The sequence below is a fragment of the Flavobacterium sp. genome, assembly GCF_044341265.1.
Taxonomy (GTDB): Bacteria; Bacteroidota; Bacteroidia; order Flavobacteriales; family Flavobacteriaceae; genus Flavobacterium.
This window is the reverse complement of record NZ_JBIISA010000003.1, coordinates 51853-73537: the sequence shown is the minus strand read 5'-3', so window position 1 is coordinate 73537 and position 21685 is coordinate 51853. Positions and strand designations below refer to the sequence as shown.

At 32.8% G+C, this 21685-nt stretch carries 18 protein-coding genes; 12 read left to right on the top strand and 6 right to left on the bottom strand.

Features of this window, described 5'->3' with window-relative positions; translation table 11 throughout:
- Positions 1–60: 60 nt before the first annotated feature.
- Genes ACIQ06_RS02125 through panC form a run of 6 tightly spaced genes read right to left on the bottom strand, consistent with a single transcriptional unit; the run spans position 61 to position 5339 of the window.
- Positions 61–525: a hypothetical protein gene (locus ACIQ06_RS02125; protein WP_396143587.1), complete on the bottom strand. Its 465-nt coding sequence runs from the start codon at positions 523–525 to the stop codon at positions 61–63.
- A 39-nt stretch (positions 526–564) separates the two neighbouring features.
- A complete protein-coding gene (gene radA, locus ACIQ06_RS02120) occupies positions 565–1923 on the bottom strand; it encodes a DNA repair protein RadA (RefSeq protein WP_396143584.1) in 1359 nt (452 codons plus the stop codon).
- A gap of 27 nt (positions 1924–1950) precedes the next feature.
- The gene (locus tag ACIQ06_RS02115; RefSeq protein WP_396143582.1) at positions 1951–3105 is read right to left on the bottom strand and encodes an alpha/beta hydrolase; all 1155 of its coding nucleotides are present in this window, start codon (positions 3103–3105) and stop codon (positions 1951–1953) included.
- Between the two features lie 56 nt (positions 3106–3161).
- Positions 3162–4121 carry a lysylphosphatidylglycerol synthase transmembrane domain-containing protein gene (locus ACIQ06_RS02110; RefSeq protein WP_396143580.1) on the bottom strand — a complete coding sequence of 320 codons (960 nt, stop codon included), beginning with the start codon at positions 4119–4121 and terminating at the stop codon, positions 3162–3164.
- Positions 4122–4125: 4 nt separating this feature from the next.
- Positions 4126–4476 carry an aspartate 1-decarboxylase gene (gene panD / locus ACIQ06_RS02105; RefSeq protein WP_344815969.1) on the bottom strand — a complete coding sequence of 117 codons (351 nt, stop codon included), beginning with the start codon at positions 4474–4476 and terminating at the stop codon, positions 4126–4128.
- A 14-nt stretch (positions 4477–4490) separates the two neighbouring features.
- A complete protein-coding gene (gene panC / locus ACIQ06_RS02100; protein ID WP_396143578.1) occupies positions 4491–5339 on the bottom strand; it encodes a pantoate--beta-alanine ligase in 849 nt (282 codons plus the stop codon).
- A 107-nt stretch (positions 5340–5446) separates the two neighbouring features.
- Between panC and ACIQ06_RS02095 the strand changes: the two genes are divergently transcribed.
- From ACIQ06_RS02095 to ACIQ06_RS02040, 12 genes are all read left to right on the top strand, one after another.
- Positions 5447–6250 (top strand): glycogen/starch synthase, encoded by an 804-nt coding sequence (locus tag ACIQ06_RS02095; RefSeq protein ID WP_344815971.1) that lies wholly within the window; start codon positions 5447–5449, stop codon positions 6248–6250.
- A 15-nt stretch (positions 6251–6265) separates the two neighbouring features.
- A complete protein-coding gene (locus tag ACIQ06_RS02090) occupies positions 6266–7900 on the top strand; it encodes a DUF4270 domain-containing protein (RefSeq protein WP_396143575.1) in 1635 nt (544 codons plus the stop codon).
- An 18-nt stretch (positions 7901–7918) separates the two neighbouring features.
- Positions 7919–9769, top strand: a complete 1851-nt coding sequence (gene glmS / locus ACIQ06_RS02085) for a glutamine--fructose-6-phosphate transaminase (isomerizing) (protein ID WP_396143573.1) — start codon at positions 7919–7921, stop codon at positions 9767–9769.
- A gap of 280 nt (positions 9770–10049) precedes the next feature.
- The gene (locus ACIQ06_RS02080; RefSeq protein ID WP_396143571.1) at positions 10050–12893 is read left to right on the top strand and encodes a TonB-dependent receptor; all 2844 of its coding nucleotides are present in this window, start codon (positions 10050–10052) and stop codon (positions 12891–12893) included.
- Between the two features lie 35 nt (positions 12894–12928).
- Positions 12929–14497 (top strand): SGNH/GDSL hydrolase family protein, encoded by a 1569-nt coding sequence (locus ACIQ06_RS02075; protein WP_396143569.1) that lies wholly within the window; start codon positions 12929–12931, stop codon positions 14495–14497.
- Between the two features lie 225 nt (positions 14498–14722).
- Positions 14723–16234, top strand: coding sequence for a F0F1 ATP synthase subunit beta (gene atpD, locus ACIQ06_RS02070; RefSeq protein WP_396143567.1), 1512 nt, complete (start codon positions 14723–14725; stop codon positions 16232–16234).
- Positions 16235–16308: 74 nt separating this feature from the next.
- Complete coding sequence (locus ACIQ06_RS02065) at positions 16309–16590, top strand: F0F1 ATP synthase subunit epsilon (RefSeq protein ID WP_298307422.1); 282 nt, start codon at positions 16309–16311, stop codon at positions 16588–16590.
- A gap of 62 nt (positions 16591–16652) precedes the next feature.
- Entirely contained in the window at positions 16653–17189 is a 537-nt protein-coding gene (locus ACIQ06_RS02060) for a hypothetical protein (protein WP_396143565.1), read from the top strand.
- The gene (locus ACIQ06_RS02055; RefSeq protein ID WP_396143563.1) at positions 17186–18331 is read left to right on the top strand and encodes an aminotransferase class I/II-fold pyridoxal phosphate-dependent enzyme; all 1146 of its coding nucleotides are present in this window, start codon (positions 17186–17188) and stop codon (positions 18329–18331) included. The genes ACIQ06_RS02060 and ACIQ06_RS02055 overlap by 4 nt, the downstream gene beginning before the upstream one ends.
- An 87-nt stretch (positions 18332–18418) precedes the next feature.
- Positions 18419–19036 carry a dethiobiotin synthase gene (gene bioD, locus ACIQ06_RS02050; protein ID WP_396143561.1) on the top strand — a complete coding sequence of 206 codons (618 nt, stop codon included), beginning with the start codon at positions 18419–18421 and terminating at the stop codon, positions 19034–19036.
- Between the two features lie 57 nt (positions 19037–19093).
- On the top strand, positions 19094–20365 hold the full coding sequence (gene bioA / locus ACIQ06_RS02045) for an adenosylmethionine--8-amino-7-oxononanoate transaminase (RefSeq protein WP_396143559.1): 1272 nt from the start codon (positions 19094–19096) through the stop codon (positions 20363–20365).
- A 97-nt stretch (positions 20366–20462) separates the two neighbouring features.
- Positions 20463–21671, top strand: a complete 1209-nt coding sequence (locus ACIQ06_RS02040) for a beta-ketoacyl synthase N-terminal-like domain-containing protein (protein ID WP_396143557.1) — start codon at positions 20463–20465, stop codon at positions 21669–21671.
- Positions 21672–21685 lie beyond the last annotated feature (14 nt).

Sequence of the window (21685 nt, the reverse complement as noted above, 5' to 3'; positions counted from 1 at the left end):
GTATTTAGTTATAAATATAAAGAGTACTATTTTTATGAAAAGGTTGGGAAGCAATGCAAATTATTTCGATTGTGTTACTTTAATTCCTACTCCAATAACATTCGGAAGGTAAGGTCCATCAAAATCGTGACCTACTTTTATTTGATATTTTCCTTTTAGGAGTTTAGTTTTTTCAATCACGTTCATCGACATATCACAAATATCGCCACCACAATCGGCTAATGGTTTGCCTTTACTGTCTTTTATGTTGAAATCAATGTTGTGAAATTCTTCTTCACCTGATGGATTTTTAACATCAATTTTTATGGGAACACTTGCAAATTGATAATCATAAATATGACTAAACTCAAAGGTAACATCATATAACTTTGTGTCATCGTCAATGGTAAATTCAAAAATTTTGGAATCTGATTTTAGCCATCTGTGGTCTTCAGGAAGTTTGATAAATTTTTTATAGTCTGTTTTTTCTGAACAAGAAATTAGTAAGAAAATAGCGAAGATTGGGAAAATAAATTTTGGTTTCATGGTTTGGTTTTTTAGATAACGTGATTGATAACTAAATTATTATCCAAACAAATGTTCTACAACTTCTTCAATTTTAGATACTAAAATCACTTTTATTCCAGGAAATTTTGTAGAAAGTTTATTGTATTTTGAAACAAAAATAGTTGCAAAACCAAGTTTTTCTGCTTCTTGAATGCGTTGTTCCACACGGTTTACAGGACGAATTTCACCCGAAAGACCAACTTCGCCAGCAAAGCAAACATCTTTTCCAACGGCGATATCTTCATTTGAAGATAGAATTGAAGCCACAACAGCCAAATCAATTGCTGGGTCATCAACAGATATTCCACCAGTAACGTTCAAAAAAACATCTTTTGTCCCTAGTCTGAAACCAGCGCGTTTTTCTAAAACTGCTAAAAGCATGTTTAGTCTTTTGGCATTATAACCTGTTGTACTTCTTTGAGGTGTTCCATAAACTGCGGTTGAAACTAATGCTTGAATTTCAATCATCAACGGACGCATTCCTTCAAGTGTTGAGGCAATGGCTGTTCCAGAAAGTTCTTCTTCACGATGCGAAAGCAATATTTCAGATGGATTGGAAACTTCTCTCAATCCGGAACCTTGCATTTCATAAATTCCGAGTTCAGCTGTGGAACCAAATCGGTTTTTCAAACTGCGTAAAATTCGGTAAACGTGATTTCTGTCGCCTTCAAATTGTAAAACAGTATCGACCATGTGTTCCAATATTTTTGGTCCAGCGATAGTTCCATCTTTGGTAATATGTCCAATTAAAATTACTGGAACATTGGTTTCTTTAGCAAATTTTATCAATTCTGCAGTACATTCTCTAATCTGCGAAATGCTTCCTGCAGTCGATTCAATATAATCGGTATGAAGTGTTTGAATGGAATCTATAATTACAATTTCGGGTTCAATTTCTTGGATTTGACGAAAGATATTTTGAGTTTTAGTTTCTGTTAAGATATAGCAATTGTCTCCATTTGGAGTAATTCTTTCGGCACGCATTTTTATCTGCTTCTGACTTTCTTCACCGGAAACGTATAATGTTTTATAAGGTAATTTTAAAGATATTTGAAGTAACAAAGTGCTTTTTCCAATTCCTGGTTCACCACCAAGAAGAATTAATGAACCTGGCACAATTCCACCACCAAGAACTCTGTTTAATTCGCCATCAAGCGTGTTCATTCGAACTTCTTCAGACGAATCAATTTCTGTAACTTTTAATGGTTTTGGCGCTTTTTTAACTTCAGATGTTGGCTTCCAACTTGATTTTTCTTCTTTTTGAATTACTTCTTCAACAATAGTATTCCATTCTTTGCAAGCATTGCATTGTCCTTGCCATTTAGCATATTGAGTACCACAATTTTGACAAAAGAAAGAAGTTTTAAGCTTAGCCATTAGTTAATTTCTGAATCTGAATATTTGTTATTTCTTTTTAATTTGCACTCTTAATTCATCTGCTTTACCAAGCATCATGTCTTTGGTTAAATCACCAATTTCTTGCATTTGAAAACCATTTTGATAATGTCTAACAGCATTCTTAATATCACCAGTATTTTCGTAAAACATTGCCATATGATAATCTCCAAGCATTGATTTTGGATACATTTTTTTAGAAAGTTGTGCTAGTAGTTCAAATTCATTGTAGGCTTTGTTTTTAAGAATTGCTGCTTCAATTGCTTTGAAATCGTTAAGACGTATTGGCATTTTAATACCTAATGCTTTTTCTAAAATCTCATATTTATTTTTAAGATAATCTACATAACCCGATTCCAATTTGACAATTTTTTCTTGAAATTCAGAAGTTGAAATTGGTTGGTAAGCTGCAAAAAACTGATATAGAGCACTTGGAATAGAATATAAAACAAGTGAATAGTGAGAAGCTCCTTTAAAATCGTCGTATTTGTAGTTTAGACTAGTATTATTAGCTGCTTTTATATTTTCGTCTAAAGTAGCAATTTTGGTTCTCATTTTCTTAATATCTCCATCGGCTGAAGATTGATAATAGAACATATTTTGTTTGAAAGTTCCTAATCGTTCAGCAACTCTTACCTCCATTTCTGTAGCAAGTTCTGGGCTTAATGAAATGTATGCGTTGAATAAAGGATTGTCTTTGTATAGAAATAAGTTCATATAACCAGCAGTTACGTCATGACCAGCAATTATTTTGAAAGGAGAAATTCTGTATTTATTTTGAAGAAATGGTAAAAGTTCACCACCAATAAATTCGAAAAAGCTTTCACCTTTTCCTTCAGGTAAACCTGTGCTGTCATCAAATGTACAATCGGAGTCACGCTCATTATCTCTATTTTGAGCTAAGCCTACAATGATTACTTCTGGCAAATCATCCCAATAATTTCCATAACTTATAGCGCCTTGAAAAGGATCAAATAAATAATCACCATCTAATAAAAAAAGTAGAGGATATACTTTTTTAGTTTCTCTATCATAAGAAGGAGGTAGAGATACTGTTAAATATCTATAAGTATCTAATTTTTTTGAAAGGATACTATCTTTTAATTTTTGACCAAAACCGCTAAAGCTAAGTGTCATTAATAAGAATAAAATAATTTTTTTCATATTTTGGTTGTTTTGATTGACTTAAAGTAAGTTTTAAAAACAAGCAATATAATAAATTATTTTCTATTTAAGATAGGTAGTAATAAAAATGATAACAATCCCAAAAGTAAAACTAATAACATTTGAGAAGTCCAAATAATCCAACCAAAGGCTGTTCCTGCTGGTTCTGCAATAGCATAAAATAACAGCACTTTAGATGTTAGAAACGGATAAGCGCCAAACCCGCTATTGGTAAAAGCAATCGCGATACTTCCTACAACAAAGCAAGTTATAATGGCTTCAAATGTTAGGGTTGAAGTTTCAGGAATTACTTTAGTAGCTATATAATAGGTGATTAAATAGGATATCCAAATTAAGATGGTTTGAAAGAAGTACTTCCATTTTTCTTTCATGTGGATAATACTCAATAATCCTTCTTTCAATCCTGAAATTTTTTCTTTAAAAACAGCTACTATTTTCAATTTTGAATACTTGTAAATTAAAACAAATACAATTAAAAACAAGATTCCAAAAATGGAGAGAAGCGTCATTAGTTGTAACGGAATTTTGTCTAAAATAAAGGCTTTTACTATTTTAAACTGAAGGACAACAGATAGTAACATAAAGAATAATAGAAAAATCATATCTATCAATCTTTCGGCGACAATGGTTCCAAATCCTTTGTCGAAAGGGATGTTGTTATATTTTTTTACAATTAGAGCTCTTGAAATTTCTCCTGATTTTGGGACGGTCAAGTTTAGTAAGTAACCAATATTTACTGCCATGAAATTGTTTTGGAAAGAAGAGTCATAACCCAAATGGTCTAACATGTATTTCCATCGGTAAGCTCGAATGGCATTTCCTATAAATCCAACAAAAACAGCTAGGCAAACATAAAAATAATCGGCATTTTTGAAGTAACCAACTATTTCATTGATTTGAGCATCAGTAAATTTTGAGTATTGATATACGATTATTCCAACTCCTAAAAGTATTGGAATTACTATCGACAACCATTTACTTACTTGATTTTTCAAAAGACTATTTCAAAGTGTTATCGTTTTCGTTTGGGAAAACAAGCCAAGGTTTGAATGTTTTTGCTTCTTCAAAATCTAAAGTAGCATAAGAAATAATAATGATAATATCGCCAGCATGTACTTTTCTTGCAGCAGGACCATTCAAAGTGATTTCACCAGAATTTCTTGCGCCTTTAATAGCGTAGGTTTCAAAACGCTCTCCATTATTGATATTGACAATAGAAACTTTTTCGCCTTCAATTAAGTTTGAGGCATCCATTAAAGCTTCATCGATAGTAATACTACCGATATAGTTCAAATCTGCGCCAGTTACTTTGACGCGATGAATTTTTGATTTTACAACTTGAATTTGCATGGGGCAAAGTTAAATTAATTTAGTGAAATAGTATCTATTAATCTTATTTTGTTAACAAAAACTGCAATAAAAGCTCTATATTTTTTCTTTTTGTTTTTTCTTTTACAAGTTAACAGGCTAGCTTCATCCGCAATTTCAAAATATTCCAATTCAAATATTGGATGATTTAAAAAGGTTTTTGTTACATACTCAGCAACCTCTTTAGCAGATTTCGTGCCAAAAAGATGTTTTACTTCATTTAATGTTTTAAAAATAATTGAGGCTTCCTTTTTTTCGTTTTCAGAAAGGCGTTCATTTCGAGAACTCATCGCTAATCCGTTTTGCTCTCTAAAAATTGGACATCCGATTATGGTTACTGAAAGTTTTTCTTTTTCAACTAGTTTTTTTACAATTTGTAGTTGTTGAAAATCTTTTTCACCAAAATAGGCGTTAGTTGGATTTACAATTTCAAATAATCTTTTTACAACAGTTCCAACTCCGTCAAAATGTCCTGGACGAAATTTACCTTCCATTTGATTTTCTAAACCATCAAAATTGTAATGTTGTGATTTTGTATTTCCATCATAAATATCTTCAACAGTTGGAGCATAGATGAGAATTTTTTCAGAAATTGTTTTAATTTTTTCTACATCACTTTCTAATGTTCTAGGATATTTTTTTAAATCTTCGGGATTATTAAATTGAGTTGGGTTTACAAAAATACTTATTACTGTTGTTGCATTATTTTCAATAGATTTTTTAAGCAGAGAGAGATGTCCTGCGTGTAATGCTCCCATAGTTGGGACAAATCCTACTGTGGATTTATCGAGGTTATTCTCTTTCAGATGATTGATTAAATCTGCCTTTTTACTGAAAATGTGCATGTGTTTTTTTATTAAATAGGGTACAAACTTACTACTTTAGTAATTATCTGCATAAATTTTTGTAATTTTGCATGTTTTTTATTGCCAATAAATACATACATAACATAATGGAAGATAAGAGGATATTATATGTATCATCTGAAGTGGTGCCTTATTTAGCAGAGAATGAAGTTTCTCTAATGTCATATGACGTGCCAAAAATGATTAATGATCAAGGCGGACAAATCAGAATTTTCATGCCTAGATATGGAAATATAAATGAAAGAAGACACCAATTGCACGAAGTAATTCGTCTATCTGGAATGAATTTAGTTGTAAATGATGTCGACATGCCTTTGATTATCAAAGTAGCATCAATACCTAAAGAACGAATTCAAGTTTATTTTATAGATAATGACGAATATTTCAAAAGAAAAGCTACCTTTTCTGATGAAGATGGTGTTTTATATCCAGATAATGACGAACGTGCTATTTTCTTTGCGAAAGGCGTTGTAGAAACCGTTAAGAAATTAAATTGGGTTCCAGATATTATTCATGTTCATGGATGGATGGCTTCAATGCTTCCTGTTTATATGAAACATTTTTACAAAGACGAAGCATTATTTTCTGAAACTAAGATTGTAAGTTCAGTTTATAGCCAATCCTTTGATGGAAATTTAGATTTAGAAATGATTAATAAGATTAAATTTGATGGTGTTCCAGAAGAAGCGGTTGCTGATTTGGAAACGCCAAATTATGAAAATCTTATAAAAGCTTCTGTAATGCACTCAGACGCAGTAATTATTGCTTCTGAAAATCTTTCGCCAAGTTTAACAAAATTTATAGAATCTTCAGGCAAACCTTTTTTACCTTTCGCTCCCAAAGAAGGATTCGCAGAAGCGTACACTTCTTTTTACAAAAAGATGCTATAATATAATTTACAAAACATGAAATTTAATTTCTTATTCAAAACATTTATTATCGGATTATCAATTCTTTTTTTCGCGTCTTGCGATAAGGATTTTAATGAATTGGGTTCCGAAATTGTAGGCAATGAAAACTACAGTTTAAACAAAGAAGCAATAGATGTTGTAGCCTACAATCAAAATATTGGTGTATACAGATCAAGTAATCTACCTATAAATTCTTTGGGCACTTATACCAATCCTGTTTTTGGAAAAACTACAGCAAATTTTGTTTCACAGGTTCAGTTAGTTACCAATAGTCCAAAATTTTACAGAACTGCCTCAAATATTATTATCGATTCAGTATATCTTTATGTGCCTTACTTTAGTTCTGTTGAAAGCACTGATGCAACTTCAGGTGATACAACTTATAAACTAAGTCAAGATTCTATTTTTGGGGATAAAGAAATAGACCTTAAAGTTTATGAGTCTAAATATTATTTAAGAGATAACGATCCTGCTACAGGTTTTCAAGAGCCGCAACATTATTATAACAATCAGGAAAACGAAATAGAGGCTACATTAGATTTGTCAGCTCCTTTAAATACAGATAATAGAAATATACAAGATAGTACGGCAACACCAGATAATTCCCAAAACAGCAAGTTTAAGTTTAGTAATAAGCAAATTAAATTGTATAAAAATATTGGTAAACCAACTGTTGCTCTTAAAGAACGTCTAGCTCCAGGAATGTTACTTAGTTTAAATAAAGAATTTTTTAGACAAAAAATATTCAATGCTCCAACAGGAGTTTTGTTTAACAACAATGCTTTTGTTAACTACTTCAGAGGACTATATTTTAAAGTAAATAATGCAACTACTTCACCAAATCAAGGTTCTTTAGCAAAATTAAACTTTGCAAATGGATACATAAGAATTATTTACAGAGACAATAAATCTGATGCAGATAACGCATTAGTTAGAAGAACATTAGATATTAAATTAGGCGGCAATACAGTAAACTTAATTACTAGCGATTGGTCAAACCCTGTAACTTCACCAAATACAACTGTTGGTGACGATAAATTATATCTTAAAGGGATGGGTGGTTCAATGACAGTCATTGATTTATTTGCAGGAACAGCAGGAGCTGCAAAATTACAAGATATTAAAGATAATAATTGGTTAGTCAATGAAGCTAATTTAACTTTTACTATTGATAAAGATGCTTTGATAAATTCTTTTGGTTTTGCTGCTCCAGAGCCAAACAGAATTTATTTATATGATTTGAATAACAAAAGACCATTGATAGACTATTTTGCAGATTTAACTACAGCTAATTCATCAAAATACAATAAGTTTATTTATAGTGGAATTATTCAAAAAGACCCAAGTAAAAGAGGAACTACTTATAAAATTAGGATTACTAATCATATTAGAAATTTAATTTTGAAAGATTCTACTAATGTAAAACTAGGATTAGTGGTTACAGAATCAATCAATAATCCTTCGAATGTTAACTTGTTTACACCATTCAACAATGGTTCTGTTACAACAAAGTTTGTTCCAGCTATGTCTGTTGTAAATCCATTAGGAACCATTTTATTTGGATCAAATCCAAGCGTTCCTAGTAATCAAAGATTAAAATTAGAAGTTTATTATACCAAACCTGACTAACTAAATAACTATAATAATATGTGTGGAATTGTAGGTTATATTGGATATCGTGAAGCATATCCTATTGTTATAAAAGGATTAAAGCGATTAGAATACCGTGGCTATGATAGTGCTGGTGTTATGCTTTATGACGGAACAGATTTAAAAGTTTCTAAAACAAAAGGAAAAGTTTCCGATTTAGAAGAAAAATCATCCAAAGAAATTACAACTAATGGAACTATAGGTATGGGACACACACGTTGGGCAACACATGGTGTTCCTAACGATGTAAATTCACATCCACATTTATCAAATTCTGGAGACTTAGCAATAATTCACAATGGGATTATAGAAAACTATGAACCATTAAAGAAGGAATTAATAAAAAGAGGATATACTTTCAAATCGGATACTGATACTGAGGTATTGATAAATTTGATAGAAGATGTTCAGAAAAAAGACAATCTAAAACTTGGAAAAGCAGTTCAAATTGCTTTAAATCAAGTTGTCGGAGCTTATGCAATTTGTGTTTTTGATAAGAAAAAACCAGATGAAATGGTTGTTGCAAGATTAGGTAGTCCATTGGCAATTGGAGTTGGTGAGGATGAATTTTTTATAGCTTCTGATGCATCACCTTTTATTGAATATACTTCTAATGCAATCTATTTAGAAGATGAAGAAATGGCTATTGTACGTTTGCACAAACCATTGAAAATAAGAAAAATTAAAGACGACTCTTTGGTAGATCCTTATGTTCAAGAACTGCAAATGAACTTAGAGCAAATAGAAAAAGGTGGTTACGATCACTTTATGCTTAAAGAAATTTACGAGCAACCAAATGTAATTAAAGACACTTATAGAGGAAGACTTCACGCAAATAGCGGATTAATTCAAATGGCAGGTGTTGAAGATAATATCGAAAAATTTCTTCATGCCGATAGAATAATAATTATTGCTTGTGGAACTTCATGGCATGCAGGTTTAGTTGCTGAATATGTTATTGAAGAATTTGCAAGAATTCCAGTAGAAGTAGAATATGCCTCAGAATTTAGATATAGAAATCCAATTATTACAAGTAAAGATGTGATTATTGCAATTTCACAATCTGGAGAAACTGCCGATACTTTAGCAGCAATCAAATTAGCAAAAGAAAAAGGCGCATTTGTTTTTGGTGTTTGTAACGTTGTTGGATCTTCAATATCTAGAGAGACTCACGCAGGTGCTTATACTCATGCTGGACCTGAAATTGGTGTTGCATCAACAAAAGCATTTACGACACAAATTACAGTTTTAACAATGATTGCCTTACGACTTGCAAAAGCTAAAGGAACGATGTCAAATTCTGACTTCCATAGATATTTACAAGAATTAGAAGTGATTCCAGAAAAGGTAGCTGAAGCCTTGTCTTCTACAAATGAAATTGCTAAAGAAATTGCTTCTATATATAAAGATGCTCCAAATTGTTTATACTTAGGTAGAGGATATAATTTTCCAGTTGCTTTAGAAGGAGCTTTAAAGTTAAAAGAGATTTCTTATATTCACGCAGAAGGCTATCCGGCTGCAGAAATGAAACACGGACCGATTGCATTAATTGACGAAAAAATGCCAGTAGTTGTAATTGCTCCTAAGCAAGGACATTACGATAAAGTGGTAAGTAATATTCAGGAAATCAAGTCAAGAAGTGGTAAAATTATTGCCATTGTTACTAAAGGTGACGTTCAAGTAAAAGGTCTAGCAGACCATGTAATTGAAATTCCTGAAACTTCAGATGCACTTTCACCGCTTTTAACTACAATTCCATTACAACTTCTTTCTTATCACATTGCGGTATTAAGAGGATGTAATGTTGATCAACCTAGAAATTTAGCAAAATCGGTAACGGTTGAATAAATAAAATATGAATTTGATTAAAAAGCGAGAAAAATATTTTTCTCGCTTTTTTGTTTTAACATTTTTATGATTAATTTAAAAAAGAAGGCTCTTTACTATGTGCGCATACTATTTTTTTAGTAATATTCACAATAAGTTAATAAAAGCATAAAGATTTTTGATTGCGGATTAATCGAAAAGAGTTAAAAAAAATGACAATTATTAAAATAATCTTTACTTTTTTTAATAATATAAAAATTATTTGTATTTTGGCTACTTAAACCAACAAAAATCAAACCTAATGAAGATTTATTATTTTATTTTGACGTTGTTTTTTTGCAGCATTTCATTTGCTCAAAGCACAATTTCAGGTTCGGTAAAAGACAGTAAAAACGAACCAATTCCTGGCGCAAACGTTAAAGTTGTTGGCGAGCCATCAGGAACTGTTACAGATGGAGACGGTAAGTTTATTGTCAAAGTCACAAAAAAACCACCTTTTACAATTGAGGTATCAAGTATTGGATTTGCAACTCAAAAAATTGAAGTTACTTCAGCATCCCAAAAAGTTGAAGTAAAATTGGAAAATCAAGACACACAATTAGATGAAATTGTAGTTGCAGCTTCTAGAGCTCCTGAGAGAATTAAAGAATCTCCAGTTACAATTGAAAGGATGACCATTAAAGACATCAAGAAAACGGCTTCGCCTTCTTTCTATGACGGTCTTGAAAATCTAAAAGAGGTTCAAATGAATACAAGTAGTATGTCATTTAAGTCTATCAACACAAGAGGTTTTGCTACTGTAGCTAACACAAGATTTATGCAATTAGTTGATGGTATGGATAACTCTTCACCATTATTAAACTTTGTTCTAGGAAACCTTATTGGTATTTCTGAAATTGATGTTCAAAGTGTTGAGTTACTTCCTGGAGCATCTTCTGCATTATATGGAGCAAATGCTTTTAATGGTATTTTATTCATGACCAGTCAAAGTCCTTTTGATAAGCAAGGAGTAACAGCATATGCAAAATACGGTATGACAAGTCAAGTGGCTGCTGGTAACAATTTGTATTATGATTATGGAGTTAGAGTTGCACATGCTTTTACTAAACATTTTGCTGCCAAAGCCAATTTCACATTTATGAATGGAACAGATTGGTTTGCTACAGATTACAGAGACAAAGATTTAGTAAACAATGTAGGATTAGACAGAAGCTTCCATAATTATAATGGTATGAATGTTTATGGTGATGAGGCTTCTACTAATCTAAGAGGTGTAGGTAACGCACTTGTAGGGTTGGGAGTTATTTCACCGGCTCAAGCATCAGTTTTACCTAACTACAATGTTAGTAGAACAGGTTATAATGAAGTTGATTTAACAGATAATAAAGTACAAAATGCTAAAATTGATTTCTCGTTACATTTCAAGCCTTGGGCAAATGACACAGAAATTATTTGGCAAAGTAAATTTGGTTTTGGTAATACTGTTTATCAAGGAGCCAATAGATATTATTTGAACGGATTCTTTATGCAACAACACAAACTAGAGTTGAAAGGTAAAAATTTCTTCGTTAGAGGTTATTTCACAACTGAAGATGGTGGAAATTCTTATGACATGTTGTTTACAGGATTAAATATCAATAGACAATGGAAATCTGACAATCAGTGGTTTGGAGAATACGCTGGAGCCTACATTCAATCGACTTTATTAGGTGGAGCGACGCCAGCTCAAGCACATGCTATTGCAAGAAATACTGCTGATACAGGTAGATTAGTTCTTGGTACAGATGCTTTCAAAAATGCTTTCAATAGAGTAATTGCTGATCCAAATGTACTTACAGGTTCAAAATTAGTTGACAACTCTTATATGTATCATTCAGATGCAAATTACAACTTCAAAGACTTAATAAAATTTGCTGAAATTCAAGTTGGAGGTTCATTTAGATTATATGAACTAAATTCTTTCGGAAGAATCTACACAGATTACACAAGTCAAATTAACTATAACGAATACGGAGCATATACTCAAATTCAAAAGAAATTAATGGATGATAGATTGAAGTTAACAGGTTCTATTCGTTATGATAAAGCTAAAAACTTTGATGGTAATTTCTCTCCAAGAATTTCTGCTGTATATTCAGCTGGTGCTCAAAAAGCACATACTTTTAGAGGTTCATTCCAAACAGGTTTCCGTAATCCTACTACTCAAGATCAATATATTGGTTTTAATGTTGGTAATGCTGTTTTACTTGGTTCTGCACCAGATAACTTAATAAGATATTCTGAAACTTTACCAGTAACTTCTCCATTAGGTCAAGCTGTAGTAGGAGGTACTTCAACTACTATTAATGGTAATAATGCATACTATAACTCATATACAGCTGCTTCAGTTCAACAATTTGCTGCATTAGCAGGAACTAACCCAGTGGCTGCTGCAGGTTTATTAAGGAAAACAAATGTTGGACTTGTTAAACCAGAAACTGTTAAAGCATTTGAATTAGGATACAGAGGACAAGTTCAAAAGTTATCTTATGATTTAAATGGATACTATAACATCTACAATGACTTTATTGGAAATATAACAGTTGTTGCTCCAACATATGGTACAGCTCAAGACGCACCAAATCTTTTATTAGGGCCAACAAACGCTGGAGTTCAATCTGTAGATGCAATATCGACTGGAAATACAAGAGCCTTCCAACTTTATACAAATACTAATATCGAAATTAAATCGATAGGTTTCGGAGCAGGTCTTGCATACAAATTGCCTAGAAATTTTGAAATCAGTGCAAACTATAACTATGCACAATTCGATTTTGATCAATCTCTAGACCCAAGTTTTGAAGCTAGTTTCAATACACCTAAACACAGAGTTAAAGGTTCTATTAGTAATGATAAATTATTCAAAAATTTTGGTTTCAATTTAAGCGCAAGATGGAACGATGAGTACAAATGGGAATCTACATTTGCTGATGGTATGATTGATGCTGCAACAGTTATTGATGCGCAAATCAATTATAGTATTCCAAAATTAAAATCTATAATTAAACTTGGTGCTGCAAATATTGGTGGTCAAGAATACCGACAAGTTCTTGGAGCGGGATTAATAGGTCAACAATATTTTGCTTCTTGGACAATAACTCCATAATTTATTTTTAATAAAATTTATAATACTATAAGATTATGATAAAAAATTTCAAATGGCTATTCTTGGTTTCGTTAACCTTTATAGCTTGTAATAATGATGATGAAACAGTAGTAAACAATACATCAGACGGATTACCATTAACTTCTGGTTCAGCAAATTTTTCAAAATATGTGGCTCTTGGTGATTCATTTGCTGCAGGATTTTCTGATGGTGCTTTATTTATTGAAGGTCAAAAAGGAGCATATCCTAATATTTTAGCTCAACAATTTGCTTTAGCTGGTGGTGGTGCTTTTACAACACCCTTTATGGCGGATAATGTTGGTGGTTTTTTAGGAAGTACTATTTACACGCCGAGATTATATTTAGCACCACCAACAACACCTGGAGGTTCTCCTACACCATCTTCTGTTGCTTTGCCTCCTTACAATCAAACATCTTCGACAACTTTTGCATCTTTAGGTTCAACTTATAATAATATGGGGATTCCTGGAGCAAAAAGTTTTCATTTGCTAGCTCCTGGTTATGGAAGTGCTGCTGGAAATCCATACTTTGCTCGTTTTGCAACGAATGCTGGCACAACAGTTATTGCAGATGCAATTGCTCAATCACCAACGTTCTTTTCTTTATGGATTGGCGGAAATGATGAATTAGGATATGCTACAGCTGGTGGGGATGCAAGTGTTAATCCTTTAACACCTCCAGCAACTTTTGAAAGTTCATATAATACTTTAGTAACCCAATTAACTGCAGGAGGAAGAAAAGGCGTAATTGCTAATCTACCATATGTAACAACATTACCTTATTTTTATGTAATAAAACATAATCAATTAACACAAGCAAATCTAACAGTTGGCGGAGTTAATCAAGTTAATAATTTGAATACACAATTATATGGTCCTTTAAAAAATGCACTTACCTTTTTGGGAGAAGGAAATAGAATTAATCTTTTATCAACTACAGGAAACAATCCAATGCTTATGGTTGATGAAAATCTTACAGATTTAACTACGCCGTTAGCACAAGTTATTACTCAAGGTTTAATTTTACAAGGTGTTCCAGCTGCCCAAGCTAGTGCCCAAGGAGCTTTATTTGGACAAGTTTTTGGTAGAGCAAGACAAACTTTACCGACGGATTTAATTTGCTTAAGCGCTTCTTCAAGAATTGGTCAAACGCCAACTGTTGCTGCTGACGGAATTGCTTCACCAACACCAACTTTAGGACAATTAGGTATTACTTTTCCTCTGCCAGATAGATATGTTTTGTTGCCTTCAGAAGTTGCCGAAATTAAAACGGCTACAGACTCATACAATGCTGTTATTCAAAATGCGGCAACAACAAATAATTTAGCTTTTGTTGATGCAAAAGCTATAATGGATCAATTAGTTACTACGGCTGGAATTTCTGCTAACGGATTTACGGTAACATCAACCTATGTAACGGGTGGTGCATTCTCATTAGATGGTGTTCACCCAAGTCCAAGAGGATATGCTTTAATTGCAAACAAATTTTTAGAAGCAATAAATGCAAAATACGGTTCAAACTTTAAAAATGTAGATTTAGGAAAATATAGAATTTTATTCCCTCCAAATCCTGCAAATTTTTAATTTGAATTCAAATTAGATTAAAACCATCAACTTCGGTTGGTGGTTTTTTTGTTTATTGAATATTGATTTCTCTATGATTCAATCTTCAAATAGAAAAAAAATCAAAAAATGCATAAAAAAATAGCATTTTGCTATTGATTTTCTATTTAGAAAAATTATCTTTGCACTCTGAAAAAAGACATCATTTTTTCATTTCTAAAACGCTATTAAATAAATACATAAGCAATGTCAAAAGCAATAGGAAAAGTTTCTCAAATCATCGGACCAGTAGTTGACGTAGTATTCAACACTAAAGATGCTGAATTACCAAAAATTTACGATTCATTAGAAATCACTAAAAAAGATGGTACTTTATTAGTACTTGAAGTACAATCTCATATTGGAGAAGATACTGTTCGTACTATCTCTATGGATTCTACAGATGGTTTAAGTAGAGGTACAGATGTAGTTTCTACTGGAAATCCAATTCAAATGCCAATCGGTGCAGATGTTTACGGACGTTTGTTCAACGTAATTGGTGATGCAATTGATGGTTTAGGAAATTTACCAAAAACAGGTGAAAACGGTATGTCAATTCACCGTCAAGCACCAAGATTTGAAGATTTATCTACATCTTCTGAAGTTTTATTTACAGGTATCAAAGTAATCGATCTTATCGAGCCTTATGCAAAAGGAGGTAAAATTGGATTGTTCGGTGGTGCTGGAGTTGGTAAAACAGTATTAATTCAGGAGTTGATTAACAATATTGCAAAAGGTCACGGTGGTCTTTCTGTATTCGCAGGAGTAGGTGAAAGAACTCGTGAAGGAAACGACTTACTTCGTGAGATGTTAGAGTCTGGAATTATAAAATATGGTGACGATTTCATGCACTCTATGGAAAATGGAGGTTGGGATTTAACTAAAGTTGATAAACCAGGAATGAGAGATTCAAAAGCAACTTTCGTTTTCGGACAAATGAATGAGCCACCTGGAGCTAGAGCACGTGTTGCTTTATCAGGATTGTCTATCGCAGAATATTTCCGTGATGGAGCAGGTTCAGACCAAGGTAAAGACGTACTTTTCTTCGTCGATAACATCTTCCGTTTTACACAAGCAGGTTCAGAGGTATCAGCACTTTTAGGACGTATGCCATCTGCGGTAGGTTACCAACCAACTTTAGCAACAGAAATGGGTGCGATGCAAGAAAGAATTACATCTACTAAAAAAGGTTCTATTACATCGGTACAAGCGGTTTACGTTCCTGCGGATGACTTAACTGACCCGGCACCAGCAACAACGTTTGCTCACTTAGATGCAACAACAGTATTGTCTCGTAAAATTGCTGAGCTTGGTATTTATCCAGCGGTAGACCCACTAGATTCAACATCTCGTATCTTAACTCCACTTATTTTAGGTGATGATCACTATAACTGTGCTCAAAGAGTAAAAGAAATTCTTCAAAAATACAAACAACTTCAAGATATCATCGCTATCCTTGGTATGGAAGAGTTGTCAGAAGAAGATAAATTATCGGTATCAAGAGCTCGTAGAGTTCAACGTTTCTTGTCTCAACCATTCCACGTTGCAGAGCAATTTACAGGTATTCCTGGAGTTTTGGTTGATATTAAAGATACTATCAAAGGATTCAACATGATTATTGATGGTGAATTAGACCACTTGCCAGAAGCAGCTTTCAACCTTAAAGGAACAATCGAAGACGCTATCGAAGCAGGACAAAAAATGTTAGCAGAAGCATAAAAAATAGTAATCAGTAATCAGTGTTCAGTATTCAGTCTGAACACTGAGCACTGAACACTGAACACTAAATAATTATGATTTTAGAAATAGTATCACCAGAAGCTACATTATTTAAAGGAGAAGTTACTTCGGTTTCTTTGCCAGGTGTAGATGGTTCATTTCAAATATTGAACAATCACGCTCCAATAGTTTCTATTTTAAAACAAGGAACAGTAAAAGTTACTGCAACAAGCTTTAAATTTGAAAAAGAAGTAGAAGATAAATTTACAAAAGTAAACGATCAAAACTACACTCTTGAAATCTCTTCAGGAACTATTGAAATGAAAGATAATAAAGTAATTGTTTTAGCCGACTAAGACAATTTAAAATAAAGTAAGAAAGCCAAGCATTTTTGTTTGGCTTTTTTTATTTTTGGAGAATGGATTTAGATAAAAAAGAAATAGTCGTTAGTCAAGGTAAAAGACCTTTTTGGCAAATAATTATAGCATCATTATTATTTACTTTATCTTTTTTTTTCCTTTTTTATGGGTTTTATAAATTTTATCTAATGGGTTTGCATGAAGCGAACACTAAAGTAATTAAAGGAAACGTTAGTTTTTTTTCATTATCAATTTATGCATTTTTAGGAGGTTTACACTTTTCAGTTTACAAGACTATTTTTATTAATACTGAAAAGCAAAAATTAAAAACACAGTTTTCTGTTGGAAACATTAAGGTTAATTACCACTCAGAAGTTCCTGAGTTAAAATATGTTTCTGTTTTTAAAAATCCGAATAGTGATTTTATCGAAGTTAATTTATGGTACGGCAAAAATAAACATTTCAACGTTTATAATTATGAAAACATTAATGAAGCAATGAGTTTTGGTTTATTATTCTCTAATAAATTAAATATAGATTTATTAGACGCAACCGAAAAAGGTAATTTCAAATGGATTGACAAAACTAAATCATGAAAAACTTCCCAAAATCATTAATCCAAAAACTGCAATTACGCGAGCAAAACAATGCCTTGCGAAAATTGCCAGTTTCTAATAATTTAATCGATTTTGCTTCCAATGATTATTTAGGTTTTGCAAATTCTGAGGAAATTTTCAATCAAACACATGATTTTCTTTTAGAGAATAACATCAAAATAAACGGCGCTACAGGTTCTCGATTAATTTCAGGAAACCACAATTTATATCAAAAGACAGAAGATTTTATTGCCAATTTCCATCAATCAGAAACCGCATTAATTTTCAATTCGGGTTACGATGCTAATTTGGGTTTCTTTAGTTCGGTTCCACAACGCAATGATATCATTCTTTACGACGAATTATGTCATGCATCAATTCGAGATGGAATCCAGATGAGTAATGCAAAATCTTATAAATTTAAGCATAATGATTTTGATGATTTAGAAACTATTATTAAACGTTGTCAAACTGAACTTATTGAAGTGTATATCGTTACCGAATCGGTTTTTTCCATGGATGGTGATGCTCCAAATGCAGAAGAACTAGTAACTCTATGCGAAAAATACAATTGCTATTTGGTCATTGACGAAGCACATGCACTAGGCGTTTTCGGAAATTCAGGCGAAGGTTTAATTCAATATCAAGGATTGCAAGATAAAGTTTTTGCAAGAATTATGACTTTCGGAAAAGGATTAGGTTGTCACGGCGCAGCCATTTTAGGCAGTCAAGAATTGAAATCGTATTTAGTCAATTTTGCACGAAGTTTTATTTACACAACTGGACTTTCTCCGCATTCAGTTGCCACAATTTTGATTGCTTATCAGTATTTAAAATCTGAAAAAGAAGAGATTCAAAAACTTAAAAACAACATTCAATTTTTCAATCAAGAGAAATTGCAAATGGGTTTGAAGCCAATGTTTGTTTATAGTAAATCAGCTATTCAATGTGCTATAATTCCAGGAAACGAAAAGGTAAAATCAATCGCCAATCAATTACAAGCAAACGGATTTGATGTAAAAGCCATTCTTTCGCCAACCGTTCCAGAAGGTCAAGAACGACTTCGTTTTTGTTTACATTCCTACAATTCTGAAAAAGAAATCTCGGAAGTATTGAAATTGTTGAGTACTTTTGTGTTTTAATTTTACACAGAGATTCACAGAGCATTTACACAGAGTTTTTTTAGCTCCTAAATCTCCTTTTCTCTGTGAATCTCAGTGAAAAAAACTATGAAACTATTCATCACAGGAATCGGAACAGATGTTGGTAAGACCATAACATCAGCCATAGTAACTCAAGCATTAGAAGCCGATTATTGGAAACCTATTCAAGCAGGCGATTTAGACAATTCTGATAGTCATAAAATTCAGCGTTATATTTGTAATGATAAAACCATCATTCACGAAAACAGCTATAAACTAAATACACCAGCAAGTCCACATTTAGCAGCTGCAATAGACGGAATTACAATAGATTTAAAAAAAATCGTCGAACCCAAAACTAAAAACTATCTTATTGTAGAAGGCGCAGGCGGATTATTAGTTCCGCTAAACGACAACGATACCATTATCGATTTAATCCAACCCGATTACAAAATAATATTGGTTTCACGCCATTATCTTGGTAGCATCAACCACACATTACTATCTTTTGAAGCTTTAAAAAGCCGAAATTTGAAAGTAGCAGGAATCATTTTTTCAGGTGATGAAAACAAAGCTACCGAAGAAATTATTCTGAATAAAACCAAAGCCAAATTCATTGGAAGAATTGACAACGAACCTTATTTCGATCAAAATGTAATTCAATATTACGCTGATTTGTTTCGAGAAAATCTCCAAAATTTATAAAGTCTTTGTGAAACCCTGTGCTATTCTCTGTGTATCTTTGTGTAATATTTTTACCCTATGAATTTATCTGAAAGAGACAAAAAACACAATTGGCATCCATACACACAACACAAAACAGTAGCCGATTTTCCTGCAATCGTTAAAGGAAAAGACGCATTGTTGTGGGATGAAAACGGTAAAGAATATATCGATGCCATCGCTTCTTGGTGGGTGAATCCTTTCGGACATTCCAACAAAGTTATGGCGGATGCTATTTATGAGCAATTAACTACTTTAGAACATGTGTTGTTTGGAGGTTTTACTCATAATAAAGCCGTAGAATTATCTGAAAAACTAATGGAAATTCTACCTTCCAATCAACAGAAAATTTTCTATTCAGACAATGGTTCCACTGCTGTTGAAGTAGGTATCAAAGTCGCTTTGCAATACAATCATAATAAAGGAATAGTAAAAACTAAAGTCATCGCTTTCGAAGATGCTTTTCACGGTGATACTTTCGGAGCTATGGCTGCCAGCGGAATTACTTTTTTTACAGAAGCTTTCAAAGGTTCGCTTTTAGAAGTTGTTCGCATTCCGGTTCCAACTCAAGGCAACGAAGACCAAACTATAAAAACGTTAGAAAATCTTGTAAAAACCAATGAATTTGCAGCGTTTATTTTTGAACCATTAGTGCTTGGAGCTGCAGGAATGGTAATGTATTCAGCAGAAGTTTTAGATAAATTAATTGCTATTTGTAACCAAAATAACGTCTTCACTATTGCTGACGAAGTTATGACAGGTTTTGGCAAAACAGGAAAAACTTTCGCTAGTGATTATCTAGAAAATAAGCCCGATATGATGTGCTTGTCTAAAGCATTAACTGGCGGAACAATTCCAATGGCAATCACGACATTCTCTCAAGAAATCTTCGAAGGATTTTACCATGATGACACCGACAAAGCGCTATTTCACGGACACACTTTTACAGCAAATCCTACAGGTTGCGCTGCAGCTTTAGCCAGTATTTCACTATTACAAACCGATGAAATCCAGCAAAATATTCAAACGGTTCATCAATCGCATTTAGCATTTCAATCCAAAATAAAAAACCATCCAAAAATAAAAACTACTCGAGTGCTCGGAGTAATTTTCGCCCTAGAAATCAAAACCGAAACCCAAGAAAGTTACTACGGAACTATGCGCAACAAACTCTACAATTTCTTCATCGAAAACGGAGTAATTTTACGACCTGTTGGAAACATAGTTTATATTTTGCCACCATACATCATCACCGAAAATCAATTGCAAAAAGTCTATCAAACCATCGAAAATGCTTTGGAAATAGTTTAAATTTGCATTCGTTAAACAAATATTCAAAGCAAAAATCAAAGACTTTATTTTTACTTAAAACTCTGTGATTCCTCTGTGAATCTCTGTGTTATTTAACATGAAAGAAAAAATTGCCATAACATCCTTAGCATCCATTTCACCATTAGGAAAAAATCCTGAGGCTATTTGGCGCAATTATCTTTCAAATGAAACCTTAATTTCAACCAAAGACTTTAATGGAACGCCACAATTTGTAGCCACAATTCCAGAAGAAATCAGACAAGAAATTGAAGAATTAAAAAAAAGTGAAATTAAGTACAAAGCTTTAGACGAAACCGTTTTACTTGCTATTTTAGTTTCAAGACAAGCAATAAAAAATGCAGGTTGGAAAAAAGGTGACGACTTCGGAATCAACATTGGTTCTTCTCGTGGCGCTACACAATTATTTGAAAAACACCACAAAGAATTTCTCGAAACCGGAAAAACGTCAACCTTAGCATCACCAACAACAACTCTTGGAAATATTTCTTCTTGGGTAGCACACGATTTAAAAAACAACGGACCAGAAATATCCCATTCTATAACGTGTTCAACAGCTTTACACGCAGTTTTAAATGCTGTAGCTTGGTTACAATCAGGAATGGCAAACAAATTTTTAGTAGGCGGAAGCGAAGCACCATTGACCGATTTCACTATTGCTCAGATGCACGCTTTAAAAATTTATTCTAAAGACTCGAGCAATAGCGAACTGGCGAAGCAAACTTCCGAATATCCATGTAGAGCTTTCGATTTTACAAAAACTAAAAATACTATGGTTCTTGGTGAAGGTGCGGCTGTTGCTTGTTTAGAAGTTGGAGAAAACCAAAATGCATTAGCTTACATAGAAGGAATTGGTTATGCAACAGACGATATTGAACACAATATTTCAATTTCAGACGAAGCTAATTGTTTTCAAAAATCCATGAAAATGGCGTTACAAAACACAAAATTAGAAGATGTTGACGCTATAGTAATGCACGCACCAGGAACTTTGAAAGGTGATACTTCTGAGTATAAAGCAATTCTAAAAGTTTTTGGCACTTCGACAGGCTCAGCACAAGCAAATCATCCAATGCTTACCACAAACAAATGGAAAGTAGGCCACACCTTTGGCGCATCAGGAATGTTAAACATGGAAATGGCAATTATGATGATGCAGCACAATCAATTCATCGAAGTACCATTTGCTGAAAAGCAAACCATAAGAAAAGAAATTAAAAAAGTACTAATTAATGCAGTAGGTTTTGGAGGAAATGCAGTAAGCATTTTGTTGTCAAAAGATTTCTAAAACTTCAAAATTCA

What these genes read in the sequence shown, in the direction of transcription:
- ACIQ06_RS02075 (WP_396143569.1), top strand. Translation starts at nt 12,929, where the DNA reads ATGATAAAAAATTTCAAATGGCTATTCTTGGTTTCGTTAACCTTTATA.
- ACIQ06_RS02095 (WP_344815971.1), top strand. Translation starts at nt 5,447, where the DNA reads ATGGAAGATAAGAGGATATTATATGTATCATCTGAAGTGGTGCCTTAT.
- ACIQ06_RS02060 (WP_396143565.1), top strand. Translation starts at nt 16,653, where the DNA reads ATGGATTTAGATAAAAAAGAAATAGTCGTTAGTCAAGGTAAAAGACCT.
- ACIQ06_RS02125 (WP_396143587.1), bottom strand. Translation starts at nt 525, where the DNA reads ATGAAACCAAAATTTATTTTCCCAATCTTCGCTATTTTCTTACTAATT.
- panC (WP_396143578.1), bottom strand. Translation starts at nt 5,339, where the DNA reads ATGCACATTTTCAGTAAAAAGGCAGATTTAATCAATCATCTGAAAGAG.
- bioA (WP_396143559.1), top strand. Translation starts at nt 19,094, where the DNA reads ATGAATTTATCTGAAAGAGACAAAAAACACAATTGGCATCCATACACA.
- ACIQ06_RS02080 (WP_396143571.1), top strand. Translation starts at nt 10,050, where the DNA reads ATGAAGATTTATTATTTTATTTTGACGTTGTTTTTTTGCAGCATTTCA.
- atpD (WP_396143567.1), top strand. Translation starts at nt 14,723, where the DNA reads ATGTCAAAAGCAATAGGAAAAGTTTCTCAAATCATCGGACCAGTAGTT.
- ACIQ06_RS02065 (WP_298307422.1), top strand. Translation starts at nt 16,309, where the DNA reads ATGATTTTAGAAATAGTATCACCAGAAGCTACATTATTTAAAGGAGAA.
- panD (WP_344815969.1), bottom strand. Translation starts at nt 4,476, where the DNA reads ATGCAAATTCAAGTTGTAAAATCAAAAATTCATCGCGTCAAAGTAACT.
- ACIQ06_RS02055 (WP_396143563.1), top strand. Translation starts at nt 17,186, where the DNA reads ATGAAAAACTTCCCAAAATCATTAATCCAAAAACTGCAATTACGCGAG.
- ACIQ06_RS02090 (WP_396143575.1), top strand. Translation starts at nt 6,266, where the DNA reads ATGAAATTTAATTTCTTATTCAAAACATTTATTATCGGATTATCAATT.
- ACIQ06_RS02115 (WP_396143582.1), bottom strand. Translation starts at nt 3,105, where the DNA reads ATGAAAAAAATTATTTTATTCTTATTAATGACACTTAGCTTTAGCGGT.
- ACIQ06_RS02040 (WP_396143557.1), top strand. Translation starts at nt 20,463, where the DNA reads ATGAAAGAAAAAATTGCCATAACATCCTTAGCATCCATTTCACCATTA.
- radA (WP_396143584.1), bottom strand. Translation starts at nt 1,923, where the DNA reads ATGGCTAAGCTTAAAACTTCTTTCTTTTGTCAAAATTGTGGTACTCAA.
- glmS (WP_396143573.1), top strand. Translation starts at nt 7,919, where the DNA reads ATGTGTGGAATTGTAGGTTATATTGGATATCGTGAAGCATATCCTATT.
- bioD (WP_396143561.1), top strand. Translation starts at nt 18,419, where the DNA reads ATGAAACTATTCATCACAGGAATCGGAACAGATGTTGGTAAGACCATA.